Below are 16,616 nucleotides of genomic sequence, written 5' to 3'. Positions count from 1 at the left end.
CTGTAGAGGAGTGTCGCGCACGAAGGGGCACGTGGGTGAGGATGTCGTTCATGAACGCGACCCCGCCCCGGCCGAGTCGGTGCTGGCGGTGTGGGTGGCGATGGGGCGGGACTATGCGGACGTGGCGCCGTTGAAGGAATTTTCACCGGGGGTGGGCAGTCCACTTTGGACGTCTCGGTCCACCTGACCCGGCTGGCCTGAGCGCCCCAATGTGGCCTTCGGTGCGTCTGACGCAACCAAGGCGGCCTTCGGTGCGTCAGACGCAACCAAGGCCGCCTTGGGGCGCTCGTCAGCCTCGGGCGTGGGCGTCCAGGATGTGCGCGACGGCCTCGGTGACCCGCTGCGCGTAGTCCAGGTGCAGCCACTCGTCCGGCACGTGGATGTTCGAGTCGGACCCGCACGCGCCGGTGACCAGGAACTGGGCCTCCGGGTACTTGCGCGAGAGCAGGCCCATGAACGGGATCGACCCGCCCATGCCGGTCGCGCGGTGGGGCTGGCCGAAGACCTCGTCGCTGACCGTGCGCAGGGCCGTCGTCAGCCACGGCGACTCCGTCGGCGCGTTCCAGCCGTCCTCGGCCTGCGGGTTGCCGCCGAAGGTGACCTTCGCGCCGTACGGGACGTCGGTGGTCAGGGCCTTCTTCACGGCTTCGAGGCCCTTCGCGGCGTCGGCCGTCGGGGGGAGGCGGAAGCTCAGCGTCAACGTCGTGCTCTCGCGCAGGACGTTGCCCGCGTCGGCGGGCTTCGGGAAGCCGTCGGCGCCGATGATCGACAGCGTCGGGCGCCACGCGTTGTTGAGCATCAGCTCCAGCGCGTCTTCGGTGATCACGCGACCGCCCTCGACCAGCGGGAACGCCGTCGACAGCGCCTCCGGGAAGTCCTGCGAGACGGCCTTGAGCTCGGCCAGCCGGTCCGCCGGGACGTCCACCTTGAGCTCGTCGAGCAGCAGCTCGCCGGTCGCGCTGTCCTCGAGCCGCTCGATCAGCTGCCGCAACACGCGGAACGAGCTGGCGACCACGCCACTCGCGATGCCCGAGTGCTGCGCCGAGTCCAGCAGCTGCACCGTGACGTCGAGGTGCAGCATCCCGCGCAGGCTCGTGACCAGCCACAACCGCTCGTAGTCGCTGCCGCCGGCGTCGAGGCAGACCACCAGCGAGACCTCGCCGATGCGGTCGGCCAGGTGCTCGACGTAGGCGGGGAGGTCGGGGCTGCCGGACTCCTCGCCGGTCTCCAGGAGCACCACGATCCGGGCGTGCTCGCCGCCGGCCGCGTGGACGGCTTCGATCGCCGTCGTCGCCGCGTAGCCGGAGTAGCCGTCGTCGACGGACCCGCGGCCGTACAGCCGGCCGTCGCGGATCACCGGGGTCCACGGGTCGAGGCCCTCCGACCAGCCGCCCACCGGGGGCTGCTTGTCGAGGTGGCCGTACATCAGGACGGTGCCCTTGCCCGCGGCGCCCGGGGTCGCCGGGACGTCGACGAGCAGCAGGGGAGTGCGGCCTTCGAGCCGCACGACGTCGAGGGTCGCCCCGGGCAGGTCGCGCGCGGCGATCCACTCGCGGACGTGGTCGACGGCGGCGGCCAGGTGACCGGTCGTCGCCCACTCGGCGTCGAAGGCCGGGGACAAGGCGGGGATGGCCACCAGCCCGGACAGGCTCGGGATGACGCCGTCGGTCCACGACGTCACAACGGATTCACGAACGGATTTCTGCTCCACGTGATCCATCGTGCCACGCTGTGACACCTGGGGCTTCGCCCCAAGCCGGGGGCTCCGCCACCCGGACCCCCGGAAGCCGCGGGTCCCGGCGTGCGGCACATCACAAAGACGTCGCCCGACCAGGTGATCACGCAGGCGCACGGCCGGGTGCTCGCGCGGCCACTCCTGGTGAGCGCGGGGACCGGCTCCCTACTCTCGTAGGTCCGATGCTCGGGCTTCCAAGCGTTTTCCCTGTTCAGGACCCCTTTCTCAGCAACAAATCAGCATCCGTCACTGACCAAAGCCACGACCTTCGTGCCAGGATGTCGGCGTGAACCGTCAACGCCGACGGTGACCGAGCGCTTCGGAGACCCGAGACGCTGGTCCCCGCCGGTGCAGTCGCTGTGGTCGCCACAAGCGGCCGCCAGAGGCACCGACACGAGGAGTACCGCCCATGCCGTCCGAACAGTGGACGCACCCGGAGCCTGGAGACGGGCCGGCCGCCGTAGCGGCCCAGCCTTCCCCCGAGCAGGTGATCGCCGGATTGCGAGCGACCAGCGAAGGTGGCGCTGAGCTGACTCAGCTGCTCACCCCCGAAGGCGAACGGGTCCCGTCGCCCCGGTTCGACAAGTACGTCGACGACATCGACGACGAAGCCCTGCGCGGCCTGTACCGCGACATGGTGCTCGTCCGCCGCGCGGACCGCGAAGCCAACGCGATGCAGCGCCAGGGCCAGCTCGGCATCTGGGTCCCGCTGCTCGGCCAGGAGGCCGCGCAGATCGGCTCCGGCCGCGCGCTGAAGAAGAACGACATGGCGTTCCCCAGCTACCGCGAGCACGGCGTCGCGTACGCGCGCGGGGTCGACATGAAGGACCTGCTCGGCATCTTCCGCTGCACCGACCACAGCGGCTGGGACTACCAGGGCACCGGCTTCCACCCGTACACCATCGTGATCGGCAACCAGGTGCTCAACGCCGCCGGGTACGCGATGGGGCAGAAGTTCGAGGGCAAGGTCGGTGACGACGACGGCGAAGCCACGATCTGCTACTTCGGTGACGGCGCGACCTCGCAGGGCGACGTCCACGAAGGATTCGTCTGGGCCGCCGTCTACGACGCGCCGCTCGTGTTCTTCTGCCAGAACAACCAGTGGGCCATCTCCGAGCCGACCGAGCGCCAGTCGCGCCTGCCGCTCTACCAGCGCGCCCGCGGGTACGGCTTCCCCGGCATCCGCGTCGACGGCAACGACGTCCTGGCCTGCCTCGCGGTGTCCCGCTGGGCACTCGACGAGTGCCGCCACGGCAACGGCCCGGTCCTGATCGAGGCGTTCACCTACCGGATGGACGCGCACACGACGACCGACGACCCGTCGCGCTACCGGCTCTCCGACGAGCTCGAAGAGTGGAAGCTCAAGGACCCGATCGAGCGCGTCCGGGCGTTCCTGGCCCGCAAGGGCGGCGCCGATCACGACTTCTTCGACCAGGTCCAGGCCGAGGCCGACGCCTTCGCCGCCGACCTGCGCGAGTACACCTTCAACATGCCGGAGCCGCCGCCGGAGAGGATCTTCAGCAACGTCTACGCCGAGGGCAACCCGGTGCTGGACGCGCAGCGCGAAGAGTTCCTGTCCTACCTTGACGGTTTCGTATCGGCGGGTGAGCACTGATGACCGATCTCCAGAAACTCACCATCGGCAAGGCGCTCAACCTCGGCCTGCGCCGGGCGATGGAAGAGGACCCCAAGGTCCTGATCATGGGCGAGGACGTCGGCAAGCTCGGCGGCGTCTTCCGGATCACCGACGGCCTGCAGAAGGACTTCGGCGAGCAGCGCGTGCTGGACACGCCGCTGGCGGAGTCCGGCATCATCGGCACCGCGGTCGGCCTGGCCGTGCGCGGCTTCCGGCCGGTGTGCGAGATCCAGTTCGAGGGCTTCATCTTCCCGGGCTTCGACCAGATCTCCTCGCAGCTGGCGAAGCTGCACTACCGGACGCAGGGCAAGATCAAGATGCCCATCGTGATCCGGGTGCCGTTCGGCGGCGGGATCGGCGCGGTCGAGCACCACTCGGAGTCGCCGGAGTCGCTGTTCGCGCACATCCCGGGCCTCAAGGTCGTGTCCATTTCGAACGCCGTCGACGCCTACTGGGGCATCCAGCAGGCGATCAAGTCGGACGACCCGATCCTGTTCTTCGAGCCGAAGCGGCTTTACCACTCGGGTGCGCTGCGCGCGGAGATCGACGTCGCGGGCACGCTTTCGCCGGTCTTCTCCTCGCAGGTCGTCCGCGAGGGCACGACGGCGACGGTCGTCGCGTACGGGCCTTCGGTGAAGGTCGCGCTCGACGCGGCCGCCGCGGCCGAGGACGGTGGCCAGTCGCTCGAGGTCATCGACCTGCGCACGCTCTCGCCGCTGGACCTCGGCCCGGTGTTCGAGTCGGTGCGCAAGACCGGCCGGCTGATCGCGCTGTCGGAGGCGCCGTCGGAGGCGTCGCTGACCTCGGAGATCGCCGCACGGGTCCAGCAGGAGTGCTTCTACTCGCTGGAAGCGCCGGTCCTCCGGGTGACCGGATTCGACACGCCGTACCCGCCCGCCAAGCTCGAGGAGCACTACCTCCCCGACCTGGACCGGGTGCTGCACGCCGTCGACCGCTCGCTCAACTGGTAAGGGGGATCTCCGCGCAATGCCTACGTACAAACAGTTCCCCCTGGCCGACACGGCCGAGGGGCTGACCGAAGCCGACATCCTGTCGTGGCACGTGAAGCCGGGCGACACGGTGACCGTCAACCAGATCGTGGTCGAGATCGAGACCGCGAAGGCGGCCGTCGAGCTGCCGATCCCGTGGGCCGGGGTGGTCACGGAGCTGCACGTCGAGCCGGGGCAGACGGTGGAGGTCGGCACGCCGATCCTCACCATCGACGTCGACCCCGGCGGGGCTTCGGCTGCCGCGCCCGCGCCCGTCGAAGAGCCCGCCGAGGAGGAGATGAAGCCGCTGGTCGGCTACGGCTCCAAGGCCGTCGTCACGCAGCGGCGCGCCCGCAAGGGTTCGGAGCCCGCTCCGGCTGCTGCTGTCGCTGCTCCTCCGGCGCCCGCTCCGGTTGCTCCTCGCGGTGGGTACGTCCCGCTGGCGAAGCCGCCGGTGCGGAAGCTGGCGAAGGACCTCGGCGTCGACCTGCACGCGCTGACCGGCACCGCTTCGGGCGGCGTGATCACGCGCGAGGACGTCGAGCGCGCGGCCAACGGTGCTGTCGTGGCGGCTCCTGCCGCCACTGTGGACAGTGGTTACGACCCGGCGACCCGCGAGCGGCGCGTGCCGATCAAGGGCGTCCGCAAGATGACCGCGGCGGCGATGGTGCAGAGCGCCTACACCGCTCCGCATGTCACGGAGTTCCTGACCATCGACGTCACGCCGATGATGGAGTTCCGCGAGAAGCTGAAGAAGTCGCGCGAGTTCGCCGGGGTGAAGGTCACGCCGCTGACGTTCGCGGCGAAGGCCGTGTGTCTGGCGGCGAAGCGCACCCCGGACATCAACGCGGTGTGGGACGACGCGGCGCAGGAGATCGTCTACAAGGACTACGTGCACCTCGGGATCGCGGCGGCGACGCCGCGCGGCCTGATCGTGCCCAAGGTCCGCGACGCCGACTCGCTGTCGCTGAAGGAGCTGGCGGGCGCGTTGACGCAGCTCACGGACGTGGCGCGTGAGGGCAAGACGTCGCCGGCGGACATGGCGAACGGCACGATCACGATCACGAACGTGGGCGTGTTCGGCGTCGACACCGGAACGCCGATCATCAACCCGGGCGAGTCCGCGATCCTGTGCCTCGGCGCGATCAAGGACCAGCCGTGGGTGGTGGACGGCGACATCAAGGTCCGCAAGGTCCTCCAGCTGTCGCTGAGCTTCGACCACCGCGTGGTCGACGGTCAGCAGGGTTCGGAGTTCCTGGCCGACGTCGGCGCGCTGCTGGCCGACCCGGCCATGGCGATGACGTACTGACGCACTGAAGGTCCGTGAAGGCCCCCTTACCGGCTCTTATGGCCGGTAAGGGGGCCTTCACGGCTTTCGCCCTCGGCATACTCGCTTGACGGAGTGAGTGCTCACTCCGCACACTGGTCGCATGACACCAGCACCCGAAACCCGGCGGAGAGCGCCGGGCATGAGCGTCGAGGCCCGGCGCGACATGATCGTGCACGCGGTGCTGCCGCTCCTGATCGAGCACGGCGCCGGCGTGACCACCAGCCAGATCGCCCGCGCCGCCGGCATCGGCGAGGGCACCATCTTCCGCGCGTTCAAGGACAAGGACGAGCTGTTCGACGCCTGCACGGCCGAGGCGTTGCGCCCCGACCACGTGCTCGACGCGATCGCCGAAATCCCCATCGAGCAGCCGCTCGAAGACCGGCTCGCCGAGGCCGCCGAGGCGCTCGGCGCCCACCTCGAGCGCATGGGCGCGCTGATGGGCGCCCTGCACGCGTCCGGCCGGCACAAGCAGCGCGACCCCGAGCAGCGCCTCAAGGACCGGCGCGCCACGTGGAAGGGCGGCCGCAGCGAGTCGATGGCCGCCATGCGCGGCGCGATCACCGAGCTGTTCGAACCCGAAAAGGACCGGCTGCGGTTGCCTCCCGAGCAACTGGCCTCGCTGTTCCTGACCCTGTTGTTCGGCGGCCGGCGAATGGCACCGGTCGACAACGCCGCCACCACGCGCCAGGTGGTCGACGTCTTCCTGCACGGCGCTGTGGAGGCTCCGTGATCCCGGGCGGTGGGGGCGGCATGGAGTTCATGCTGGCTCGGCGAGGACGGCGGCGGCACGCCTCGACGGTTCCGGAAAGCGGCCTCACCGGGCCGGTCGAAATCCCGGAACCCAAGCCGGAAGACCAGCCGAAGGACCTTCGCTCGCGGCTCAAACGCGCGAAGACGTCCCTGGCGGGCACGGTCCGCGGCCTGCCGAAGGTCGTGCGGCTGACGTGGCAGGCCAGCCCGGTCCTGACGATCCTCCTGGCGCTGATCACGCTGCTGTCGGGCCTCTTGCCGACCGTGACCGCGTACATCGCGAAGCTGCTGCTCGACTCCGTCGTCGCGGCGATCCAGCACCGCGGCACCACGGCCGACATCGTCAACGTCGCGCTGTTCCAGTTCGGCGTGCTCGCCGCGACCGCGATCAGCAGCGCGATGACGTCGATCGCGCAGTCGCTGCTGCAGGAACGCATGACGCTGACCATCCGCCACCAGGTGATGGCGCACGCGAGCGAGCTGCACCTCGCGTACTTCGAGGGCTCGACGTCCTACGACATGCTGCGCCAAGCCGCGCAGGAGGCGCCGACGCGGCCGCTGTCGATGATGAACTCCGCGCTGGGGCTCGTCCGGACGCTCATCACGTTCGGCAGCATGATCGCGCTGCTGGTGGCCGTCAGCCCGCTGCTGGCGCTGGTCGCGCTGCTCGCGCCGATCCCGGCGTTCATCTCGCAGTCGAAGTACGGCTCGCGCGCGTTCTGGCTGACGTTCCTGATGTCGCCGATCAAGCGGCGGATGGACTACTTGTCTTCGCTGGTCACGACGGACACGTACGCCAAGGAGACGAAGCTGTTCGGGCTCGGCCCGTACTTCGTCGACCGGTTCCGCCGGCTCGGCCTCGTGTCGTACGAGCGGCAGCGGAAGCTGACGATCAACCGCAACCTCAGCTCGACTTCCTGGGGGTTGCTGAGCACGTTCGCGGGCTCGGCGATCGCGCTGTACATCGCGCTGCAGGCCGTCGGTGGCCGGCTGACCCTCGGCGACCTGGCGCTGTACACGGCCGCGGCGACGTCCGTGCAGACGTCGGTGTCCGGGCTGTTCACGGCGTTTTCGGGGATGTACGAGAACAACCTCTACCTCGACACGCTGTACCGCTTCCTGGACACGAAACCGGAGATCACGGCCCCGTCGTCACCGCGCTCGATGCCGTCCACAGTGGAGGGTCACATCGAGTTCGACTCGGTGACCTTCGCCTACCCGGGAGCGGACGAGCCGGCGCTCGACACCGTCAGCTTCGAGATCCGCCCGGGCGAGACGGTCGCGGTGGTGGGCCGCAACGGCGCGGGCAAGTCGACGCTGTTCAAGCTGCTCTGCCGGCTCTACGACCCGACCGCCGGCACGATCCGGCTCGACGGCGTCGACATCCGCGAGTACGACCCGGTCGAGCTGCGGACCCGGATCAGCGCGATGTTCCAGGACTACGTGACGTACCAGGGCACGGCGGCGGAGAACATCGGCCTCGGCGACCTGACCCGGCTGGAGGACCGTCCCCACATCGAGGACTCGGCCCGCCGAGCGGGCGCGGACGAGCGCATCGAGCGGCTGCCCAGCGGCTACGACAGCCCCTTGGGGCGTTGGTTCGACCAGGGCGTCAGCCTGTCCGGCGGCGAGTGGCAGAAGATCGCGCTGGCGCGTGCGTTCCAGCGGGAAGCGCCGCTGTTGATCCTCGACGAGCCGACGTCGGCGTTGGACGCGCAGGCTGAGCACGACCTGTTTTCGCGGCTGCGAGAGCTGTCTGAGGGCCGGACGACGCTGTACATCTCGCACCGGTTCTCGACGGTGCGGCAGGCGGAGCGGATCCTGCTGCTGGACCACGGGAAGGTCGCCGAGTACGGAACGCATGAAGAGCTGATGGCGGCGAAGGCCGGGTACGCGGACCTGTTCACGCTTCAAGCGCAGGCGTACCTGGACGAGGTGCCGAGCTGAAGATCAGCACGACCGCGCCGGAGGGCCGGCGACCCGCGGTAGCCGAGGGCTTGCCCGAATACTGTCGGTGCCTGCCCGTACCCTCGATTCCGGTTCCGGGAGGAGGAGTCGGTGAGCCAGGAGTTCCAGCCGTTCGCGCATCTGACCACCGCGAACACCGCCCTGCACCGCCAGGTGATGGGCGCGTTCGTCCAGGCCAAGCGCCGGTTCACCGTGCACCTGCGCCCGGAAGACGTGCTGGAGACGCTCGAGGGCGCCGACCTGGTCGCGATCAACGGCTCGCTCACCAGCCTGGTCGAGTGGGGGAACCTCCGCGCCGATCCGGACACGAGCCGGGTCACCACGGTCGAGGACTTCCACCGCGCCCGGTTCCTCTACCAGCTCACCGAACGCGGCGAAGCCGCCGAGCTGGCGCTGCAGACGTACGACGAGGCGCTGGGACGTCGTGGCGCGTTGCAGGCTGTCGCGCTCTCGGACATCGCCACCCAGCTGCAGGCGCTGCTCGAGCTGGCCGGCCATTCCGCACCGGACCCGGCGAAGGTGCATCTGCTGCTCCGCGGCCTCGTCGACCGCTTCACGGACCTGGCGGGCAACGCCCAGGCCTTCATGGGGTCGCTGCAACGCACGATCGACCTGCACGACGCCGACATCGACGCTTTCCGCGCCTACAAAGACCGGCTCATCGACTACCTCGAACGGTTCATCCGGGACCTCGTCGGCACCGGCGGGAAGATCGCTTCGCTGATCGAGGAGATCGAGCGGCTCGGCGTGAGTGCTCTGCTGGACATCGCCTCCTGGCGGGAAGCCGAAGACGCCGCGCCGGGGCAGGGCGAGGACGGCGACGACCCGCGGCGGCCGGAATTCGAGCGCGTCCGGCCGCGGTGGGAAGAGCGGTGGCACGGCGTGCGGGCGTGGTTCGTCAGCGCACCGCAGCACCCGAGCCAGGCGAAACTCCTGCGCTCGCAGGCGCGCGCGGCGATTCCCCAGCTGCTGCAGGTGGTGGCCGCCCTCAACGAGCGGCGGTCGGGCCGGTCCGACCGCTCCGCCGATTTCCGCAGCCTCGCGAGGTGGTTCGCCGAGGCACCGGACGACGCCGCGCTGCACCGCCTGTGGCGGTCCGGGTTCGGGTTGTCCGCGTCGCGGCACCTGACGATCGACGCCGATTCGCTCCAGGCGCGCACCGAAGACGAGATCCCGGCCGGCACTTCCTGGACGCAGGCGCCGCCCTTGGCGATCAGCCCCCGGCTGCGCAAGACCGGCAGTTACGAACGCCGGGGCAAGCCGAACCGCGTGGTCGACCGCTCGGAGCAACGCCGGTACCTCGCCGAGCTGGCCACCCGGGAAGCCGCCGAAACGGCCGCCGCGCGGGCCGCGCTCGTGACCGCGCACCCGACGAGGCTGACCGACCTCGGCCGGCTCGACCCGGCCGCGTTCCGGCTGTTCCTCGCCCTGCTCGGCGACGCGCTCGCGGCCCGGACGCCGGGGCAGCGCGCGGTCGCCACCACGACGTCGGACGGCAGCATGGCCATCCGGCTGACCGCGCTCGAGAACGCCGGGATCGCCGAGGTCGAGACGGCGCACGGAGTCTTCCGCGGACCGGATCACCTGGTGGAGATCGTCGACCTCGCCTCGGACGACGCCGAGGAGGCGAGCGCGTGAGCTCGTTGGCCGACGCCCTGTCCGCGTCCCGCCTCGACGAATTCCGCCGGGCCGCGCGAGCGCTGCTGCGGCGTCCGATCCTGCGCGCGACGGGACCGGATTCCGCCGATTTCGTCCTGATCCGGCGGCACGCCGGCGAGCTGCGCGCGTGGTTCGACCGCAACACGGGGTGGCAGCTGCTGGTCGACAGCGAGGTCGCCCGGCTCGTCAAGACCGTCGCCACCACCGCGGATCACACCCATCCGGCCCGTGACGTCCGGTCGAAGCAGCCGTTCAGCCGCCGCCGCTACGTTCTGCTCTGCCTCGCACTGGCCACGCTGGAACGCGCCGACGCGCAGATCACCCTGGGCCGCCTCGCCGGGCAAGTGGTCCTGGGCGCCGCCGATCCCGCCCTGACCGAGGCCGGGATCGCGTTCACCCTCCAGGGCCGCGAGGAGCGGACCGACCTGGTTTCGGTGGTGCGGCTCCTGCTCGATCTGGGCGTGCTCAGCCGGGTCGCCGGCGACGAAGACGCGTTCGTCAAGGACACCGGCGACGTGCTGTACGACGTCGAACGCCGGGTCCTGGCCGGCCTGCTGGCGGCGCCGCGCGGCCCGTCGACCATTCAGGCGGGGGCCTTCGAAGATCGGCTGACCGCGCTCACCGCGGAACTCCCGCCGACGACCGACGACCTGCGCAACCAACGCACCCGGCAGCGGCTCACGCGACGGTTGCTGGACGAACCGGTGCTCTACTACGACGAACTCACCGAAGCCGAGTTCGCGTACCTGACCGGCCAGCGCGCGGCGATCACCGCCCGGATCGCCGAGCTGACCGGCTTGGTGGCCGAGGTCCGCGCCGAGGGCATCGCCATGGTCGATCCCGCCGACGACCTCACCGACGTCCGGATGCCGGAGAGCGGCACCGAAGGTCACGCGACCCTGCTCCTCGCGGCTCACCTCGCGAGCACCGGTGGCCGTCCGGTGCCACTGACCGAGCTGCACGCCGAGGTCCGCGGGTTCGCCGCCGAAAACCGCGGCTACTGGCGGCGCAATTCCGCCGAACCCGGCGCCGAGATCGAGTTGACGACGACGGCGCTGGTCCGGCTGGAAGCACTGCGGCTGATCACCGTGACCACGGATGCCGTCACCGCCCGCCCCGCGCTGTCCCGCTACGCGCTCGCCGAACCGACGATCCAGGAAAGCCGATGACGCGCGAACTGCCCGAACCGGCCTTGACCCGCTGGCAGCCGCTGCGCGCCGGACTGGTCGACCTCTTCTACTACGACACCGAAGAGTTCCGGTTTCGTGACGGCCGGTTGCTGCTGCGCGGCAACAACGGCACCGGCAAGTCCAAGGTGCTCGCGCTGCTGCTGCCGTTCCTGCTCGACGGCGACCTGTCGCCGCACCGCGTCGAGCCGGACGCCGACCCGAAGAAGCGGATGGAGTGGAACCTCCTGCTCGGCGGCGCGCACCCGTTCCCCGAGCGGCTCGGGTACACGTGGCTCGAGTTCGGCCGCGTCGACGACGGCGGCGAAACCCGGTTCCGCACCCTCGGCTGCGGGATGAAAGCCGTGTCCGGCAAAGGCATCGCCCGGCACTGGTACTTCGTCACCGAGCAGCGGGTGGGCGCCGGGCTGGACCTGGTCGACGCGACCGGAACGGCGTTGAGCCGAGACCGGCTCGGCGACGCGCTGGGTGAGCACGGAATGGTCTACGACCGCGCGCGCAACTACCGGCGAGCCGTCGACGAGGCCTTGTTCGGCTTCGGCGAACAACGCTACGGCGCCCTGGTCGACCTGCTGGTCCAGCTGCGCCAGCCGCAGTTGTCCAAGCGTCCCAGCGAAAAGGCGCTGTCGGCCGCGCTCACCGAATCCCTGCCGCCGCTGGACCAGGCCGTGATCGCGGACGTCGCCGAGGCCTTCCGCAGTCTGGAGGAGGATCGCGATTCCCTGGCCGCGATGACGGAAGCGCGCAAGGCGGCGGAGTCGTTCCTCGGGCACTACAGCCGATACGCGCGGATCGCGTCACGACGTCGTGCGGCGCGGCCGAGGACCGCCCAGGCCGAATATAGGCGGGTCGGCGAGAACCTGGCCGCCGCCGAGACCGCGTACCAGGCCGCTGAATCGGCGCTGACCATCGCGAAGGCCCGGCTTGGGGAACTCGCCACCGACCGGAAACGCCTGGCGGCCCGGGACGAGACCCTGCGCGCCAGCCCGGAAATGCGCAGTAGGAACGAACTCGGACGCGCCGCCGAGGACGCCCGCAAGCTCACCGATGAAGCCCGCCGGCTCGCGGGCGAACGGGACCGCGCCGCCGGCAAGCTCGCCACGCGCCGAGAGCGTCACGAGCGCGCCGGCGCCCGGCTCGCGTCGGCCCGCACCCAGCTGGACGCTTCCCGCGAGGCCGCGCGGGAAGCCGCCGAGCTCGCCCGCATCGCCGGCCCGCTCGCGGAACGGGTCGACGCCGCACTGACCGGAAGCCCGGACGTCGCGAGGCTACGGGCAGGCGCGGAGGAGCTGGCCGCGCGGCAGAAGAACGCGATCGAGCAGGTCCACGCGCTGATCCAGGCCGCCGGGAAAGCCGTCCGGGAGCTCACCGAAGCCCGCCGGAAGGCCGACGAGCTGGACGCTGAGGCGGACGACCTCGCGCAGCGGCGGTCCGTCGCCGAAACCGCGGTCACCGAACGCGGTACCGAGCTGGTCACGGCGGTGCGCGGCCACCTCGGCGCGGCCGCCGAGCTCCGGCTCGCCGACCTGGCGGCCACGCTGGCGGAGCTGGAGTTGTGGGTCGAGACCCTCGACGGCGCGAACCCGGCGACCGTCGCGGTGCGCGACGGCGGCCAAACCGCGAGCGCGGCCCTCGCGCGTGCCGACGCGTCCCGCGAGGCCGAGGAACGCGCGGCGCGGCACCGCCTCGACGAACTGGCCGCCGAAATCGACCGGTTGGAACGGGGTGACCACACCACCCCGCCGGTGCCGTACACCAGGCAGCGCGCCGACCGGTCCGACCGCGCCGGCGCACCGTTCTGGCAGCTCGTCGACTTCGCCGCCGACGTCGAGCCGGCGGCGCGCGCGGGACTCGAAGCGGCGCTGGAAGGCGCGGGCATCCTCGACGCCTGGGTCACCCCGGCGGGCGAGCTGCTCGCGCCGGACACCGAGGACGTCGTGTTCCGCCCGGACGGCCGAGTCGGTGGAGCGAGCCTGAGCACCGCGCTGATCCCGGCGATCGACCGCGGAAACCCCTACGCCGACGCCGTTTCCGATGAGGTCGTCACCGAACTGCTCGGCGCCGTCGGCCTCGGCGAGCACGGCGAGACGTGGGTCCGCGCGGACGGCGCGTACCGGATCGGCGTCCTGACCGGCTCGTGGCACAAACCCGCCGCCGAGTACGTCGGCCGAGGCGCCCGCGAGGCCGCGCGACGTACTCGCCTGGCCGCCCTCCACGCCGAGCTGTCCGCGGTGGAGTCAGAGCTCGGAGCACTCGCCGAAGCCCGGCGCGTCCTCCGCACACGGCAAGCCACTCTCGCCGCCGAAGTCTCCGGTCTGCCGGGTGACGAGGCGCTGCGTGAGGCCTATTCCGACGTCAAGCGCCTTGCCGGGGAAGCGCGGCAGCTGGTCGCGAAACAGTCGGCCGCAGTCGAGTCGGTCCGGCTTGCCACCGAGCGCGCCGAAGCCGCGAAAGCCGGCCTCGAAGAGAGTGCCGCGGATGCCGGGTTGCCTGCCACGGCCGCCGAGCTGTCCGAAGTAGACAGTGGAGTCCATGCCTATCGGACCGCGCTCGCCGGGCTGTGGCCGACGGTCGGCCTGGTCGCCGAAGCCCGTCGCGAGATGGACGAGGCCGCGGGCGAACTCGAGGAAGCGGACCACCTCCTGGCCGAGGTGGCGGAGCGCGCGGACGTCCGGCACCAGGAGGCCGCGGGAGCCGCTGAACGGCATCGGACCCTGCTGGAGACGGTCGGCGCCGCCGTCGCCGAACTCCAAGCACACTTGGCCGAGGTCGCGGAAGCGATCCGCGCCAACGAGAGCGAGACCGAAGCCGCCGGCCACGCGCGGGACAAGGCGCTCGACGAGCGTGGCAAGGCGGACGGCCGTCGCGAGACGCTCACCACCGAACTGGAGACAGCGACGGCCGAACGAGCCGCGGCGGCCGAGTCGCTCCGCCGGTTCGCCGCGACCGGGCTGCTCGGCATCGCGGTACCGGACATCGACCTGCCGGATCCGGCCGGTGGGTGGGCGCCGGACCCGACCGTGCGGCTGGCGCGGCGGATCAACGACGAGCTCGCGGAGACACCGGACGACGACAACGCCTGGGATCGCGCGCAGAAGCGCGTCAACGACGAACTCAAGACCCTCACCGACACGCTGTCGCGGCAAGGCAGCAAGGCATCCGGTGATCTGCTCGAGGACGGTCTCGTCGTCGAGGTCGAGTTCCGCGGCAAGCCCGCGACGGTCCCCGAACTCGCGGGTGCGCTGGCCACCGAGGTGGCGGACCGGGAACGCCTGCTGAGCGAGCGTGAACGGGAGATCCTGGAAAACCACCTGGTCAACGAGGTGGCCAGCACCCTGCAGGAGCTCATTTCCGCCGCCGAAAGCCAGGTCGCGCGGATGAACGCCGAGCTGGAGGAGCGGCCGACGAGCACCGGCATGCGGCTGCGGCTGCAGTGGAAGCCCCGCGAGGACGGTCCGGCCGGGCTGGCCGCGGCCCGGGAACGGCTGCTGCGGCAGACCGCCGACGCGTGGTCGGACGACGATCGGGCGGCCGTCGGCGGGTTCCTCCAAGCCCGGATCGCCGAGGTCCGCGCCCGGGACGCCGCCAGCACCTGGCTGGAAAACCTGACCGAAGCCCTCGACTACCGCGCCTGGAACAAGTTCGTCATCCAACGGCACCAGAACGGCCAGTGGAAGCCCGCCACCGGCCCGGCCTCGGGTGGCGAACGGGTACTCGCGGCGAGCGTGCCGCTGTTCGCCGCGGCCTCCTCGCACTACGCGTCCGCGGGTAATCCACACGCACCGCGGCTGGTGACCCTGGACGAAGCCTTCGCCGGCGTCGACGACAACGCGCGCGCGAAGTACCTGGGCCTGCTCGCGGCGTTCGACCTGGACGTGGTGATGACCAGCGAGCGCGAATGGGGGTGCTACCCGGAGGTACCGGGCCTGGCGATCTCCCAGCTGTCGCGGGTCGACGGGGTGAACGCGGTCCTGGTCACGAACTGGACCTGGGACGGCCGGCGGCGCACGAAAGCCGAGCGCGCAGCTCCGGTCACCGCCTCGACGGAACCGGTCGGGCCGGCACCAGGCGGTCTCTGGTCTTGACCGGGAAGAACGTCGGCGAGCCCGATGACCGCGTCGACCGCGACCGGCTGAGCCGGCTGTTGGGCGGCGAGCTGACCTGGCTGGTCGAGCGGGTCCGCAAGCGCCTGGAGCGGGGCGAGTCGCTCGACACGTCGGTCACGCTGACCAGCGCTACCCAGGAGCAGCGCGACGCGGTGCATCGCCTGCTCGGACGCCGTCCCCGCGCGGGGGCCGCGCTCACCGTCGCGCTACCCGCTGTCGACGAGATCCTGCGCCGCTCCGGCGCGAGCCCGGACGGCCTCGCCGCCGCCGTCACCGCGCTGACCGGCCCGATCACCGACCGGGCGGCCCGTGCCGCGACACTGGACACAGCATGGCGACGCGCCTTCGCGCCGCTGACCGCGGTCGCCAACTCCCGGGCAGAACTCGCGGAGTGGTACGCCCGGCTGCACGCGACCGGGTTGGTCCGACGTCTCACGAGCACCCCCGAAACCGCTGGACCACTACTCGCCGACCTCGCCCGAGTGGTCGCCGACCTGCCGTCTTCCGGTGAACCGCTCAGCACTTTCGCGGCCAGGACCGCGCACGACGCCCACGCCCTCGACGACGGCCGCCCGCTGGCGACGCTCGCCCTCGGCGCCGCCCGCGTCCTCGCCGGCCTGCCGGAGGCGCCGAGCCGTGAGGTCTGGGCATCGGTCGGCGTGGTGCGCGACGACGTGTCGAGCACGGTGCTCACCCTCGGCTTCCCCGGCGACGCGCACACCGCCACCGGCCGCGCCCTCGCCGCGTTCCACGCGGTCGGTCAGCCGGTGGTCCTCACCCTGCGCCAGCTGGTCGGCGCCCCACCTCGCCTGCCCACCGGCTCGATCGCGATCTGCGAAAACCCCGTCGTCGTCACCACGGCCGCCGACCGCCTCGGCCCGGCGTGCCCACCACTGGTCTGCACGCACGGCCAACCCGGCGCAGCTGTCATGCACCTGTTACGCACCCTCGCCGAGACCGGCGCCGACCTTCGCTTCCACGGCGACTTCGACTGGGGCGGCGTCCGCATCGGCAACGTCCTGTTCGATCGCCTGCCCATCCACCCATGGCGCTTCGACGCCTCGACCTACCGGACAGTCGTGGCCGCCCACCCCGGTACTGCCCTGGCCGGCACCCCCGTCGCCGCCACTTGGGACCCGCACCTGGCCCCGGCGATGACGGAACTCGCCACGAAGGTCGAGGAAGAACGCCTCCTCGACACGCTGGTCCAGGACCTGGCCGCGGACTGACTCTCCGGCTGCGGGAGCAAATCGGAC

The 16,616-nt window shown here is 71.2% G+C and carries 10 protein-coding genes and 1 pseudogene; 10 read left to right on the top strand and 1 reads right to left on the bottom strand.

Features of this window, described 5'->3' with window-relative positions; all coding sequences use genetic code 11:
- Positions 1-88: 88 nt before the first annotated feature.
- A pseudogene (locus AB0N03_RS16760) lies at positions 89-201 on the top strand (transglutaminase family protein); the annotation flags it as partial.
- 88 nt (positions 202-289) lie between these two features.
- Here AB0N03_RS16760 and AB0N03_RS16755 read toward each other — a convergent pair.
- Positions 290-1,711 carry a M20/M25/M40 family metallo-hydrolase gene (locus AB0N03_RS16755; protein ID WP_364372287.1) on the bottom strand — a complete coding sequence of 474 codons (1,422 nt, stop codon included), beginning with the start codon at positions 1,709-1,711 and terminating at the stop codon, positions 290-292.
- Positions 1,712-2,144: 433 nt separating this feature from the next.
- Between AB0N03_RS16755 and pdhA the strand changes: the two genes are divergently transcribed.
- From pdhA to AB0N03_RS16710, 9 genes are all read left to right on the top strand, one after another.
- A complete protein-coding gene (gene pdhA / locus AB0N03_RS16750) occupies positions 2,145-3,350 on the top strand; it encodes a pyruvate dehydrogenase (acetyl-transferring) E1 component subunit alpha (RefSeq protein WP_364371737.1) in 1,206 nt (401 codons plus the stop codon).
- The gene (locus AB0N03_RS16745) at positions 3,350-4,342 is read left to right on the top strand and encodes an alpha-ketoacid dehydrogenase subunit beta (RefSeq protein WP_364371734.1); all 993 of its coding nucleotides are present in this window, start codon (positions 3,350-3,352) and stop codon (positions 4,340-4,342) included. Before pdhA ends, AB0N03_RS16745 begins: the two co-directional genes overlap by 1 nt.
- A 16-nt stretch (positions 4,343-4,358) precedes the next feature.
- Complete coding sequence (locus AB0N03_RS16740; protein ID WP_364371731.1) at positions 4,359-5,669, top strand: dihydrolipoamide acetyltransferase family protein; 1,311 nt, start codon at positions 4,359-4,361, stop codon at positions 5,667-5,669.
- 160 nt (positions 5,670-5,829) lie between these two features.
- Positions 5,830-6,420 carry a helix-turn-helix domain-containing protein gene (locus AB0N03_RS16735; RefSeq protein WP_364372284.1) on the top strand — a complete coding sequence of 197 codons (591 nt, stop codon included), beginning with the start codon at positions 5,830-5,832 and terminating at the stop codon, positions 6,418-6,420.
- Positions 6,421-6,440: 20 nt separating this feature from the next.
- Positions 6,441-8,387, top strand: a complete 1,947-nt coding sequence (locus AB0N03_RS16730) for an ABC transporter ATP-binding protein (RefSeq protein ID WP_364372282.1) — start codon at positions 6,441-6,443, stop codon at positions 8,385-8,387.
- A 111-nt stretch (positions 8,388-8,498) separates the two neighbouring features.
- The gene (locus AB0N03_RS16725; RefSeq protein WP_364371728.1) at positions 8,499-10,046 is read left to right on the top strand and encodes a TIGR02677 family protein; all 1,548 of its coding nucleotides are present in this window, start codon (positions 8,499-8,501) and stop codon (positions 10,044-10,046) included.
- Complete coding sequence (locus tag AB0N03_RS16720) at positions 10,043-11,236, top strand: TIGR02678 family protein (protein WP_364371725.1); 1,194 nt, start codon at positions 10,043-10,045, stop codon at positions 11,234-11,236. Before AB0N03_RS16725 ends, AB0N03_RS16720 begins: the two co-directional genes overlap by 4 nt.
- Positions 11,233-15,339, top strand: a complete 4,107-nt coding sequence (locus AB0N03_RS16715; protein WP_364371722.1) for a TIGR02680 family protein — start codon at positions 11,233-11,235, stop codon at positions 15,337-15,339. Before AB0N03_RS16720 ends, AB0N03_RS16715 begins: the two co-directional genes overlap by 4 nt.
- Entirely contained in the window at positions 15,336-16,589 is a 1,254-nt protein-coding gene (locus AB0N03_RS16710; protein ID WP_364371720.1) for a TIGR02679 family protein, read from the top strand. Before AB0N03_RS16715 ends, AB0N03_RS16710 begins: the two co-directional genes overlap by 4 nt.
- Positions 16,590-16,616 lie beyond the last annotated feature (27 nt).

The organism is Amycolatopsis sp. NPDC051061 (assembly GCF_040682935.1).
Taxonomy (GTDB): domain Bacteria; phylum Actinomycetota; class Actinomycetes; order Mycobacteriales; family Pseudonocardiaceae; genus Amycolatopsis.
Note: the sequence above shows the minus strand (reverse complement) of the source record. Positions and strands in the feature narration are given on the sequence as shown.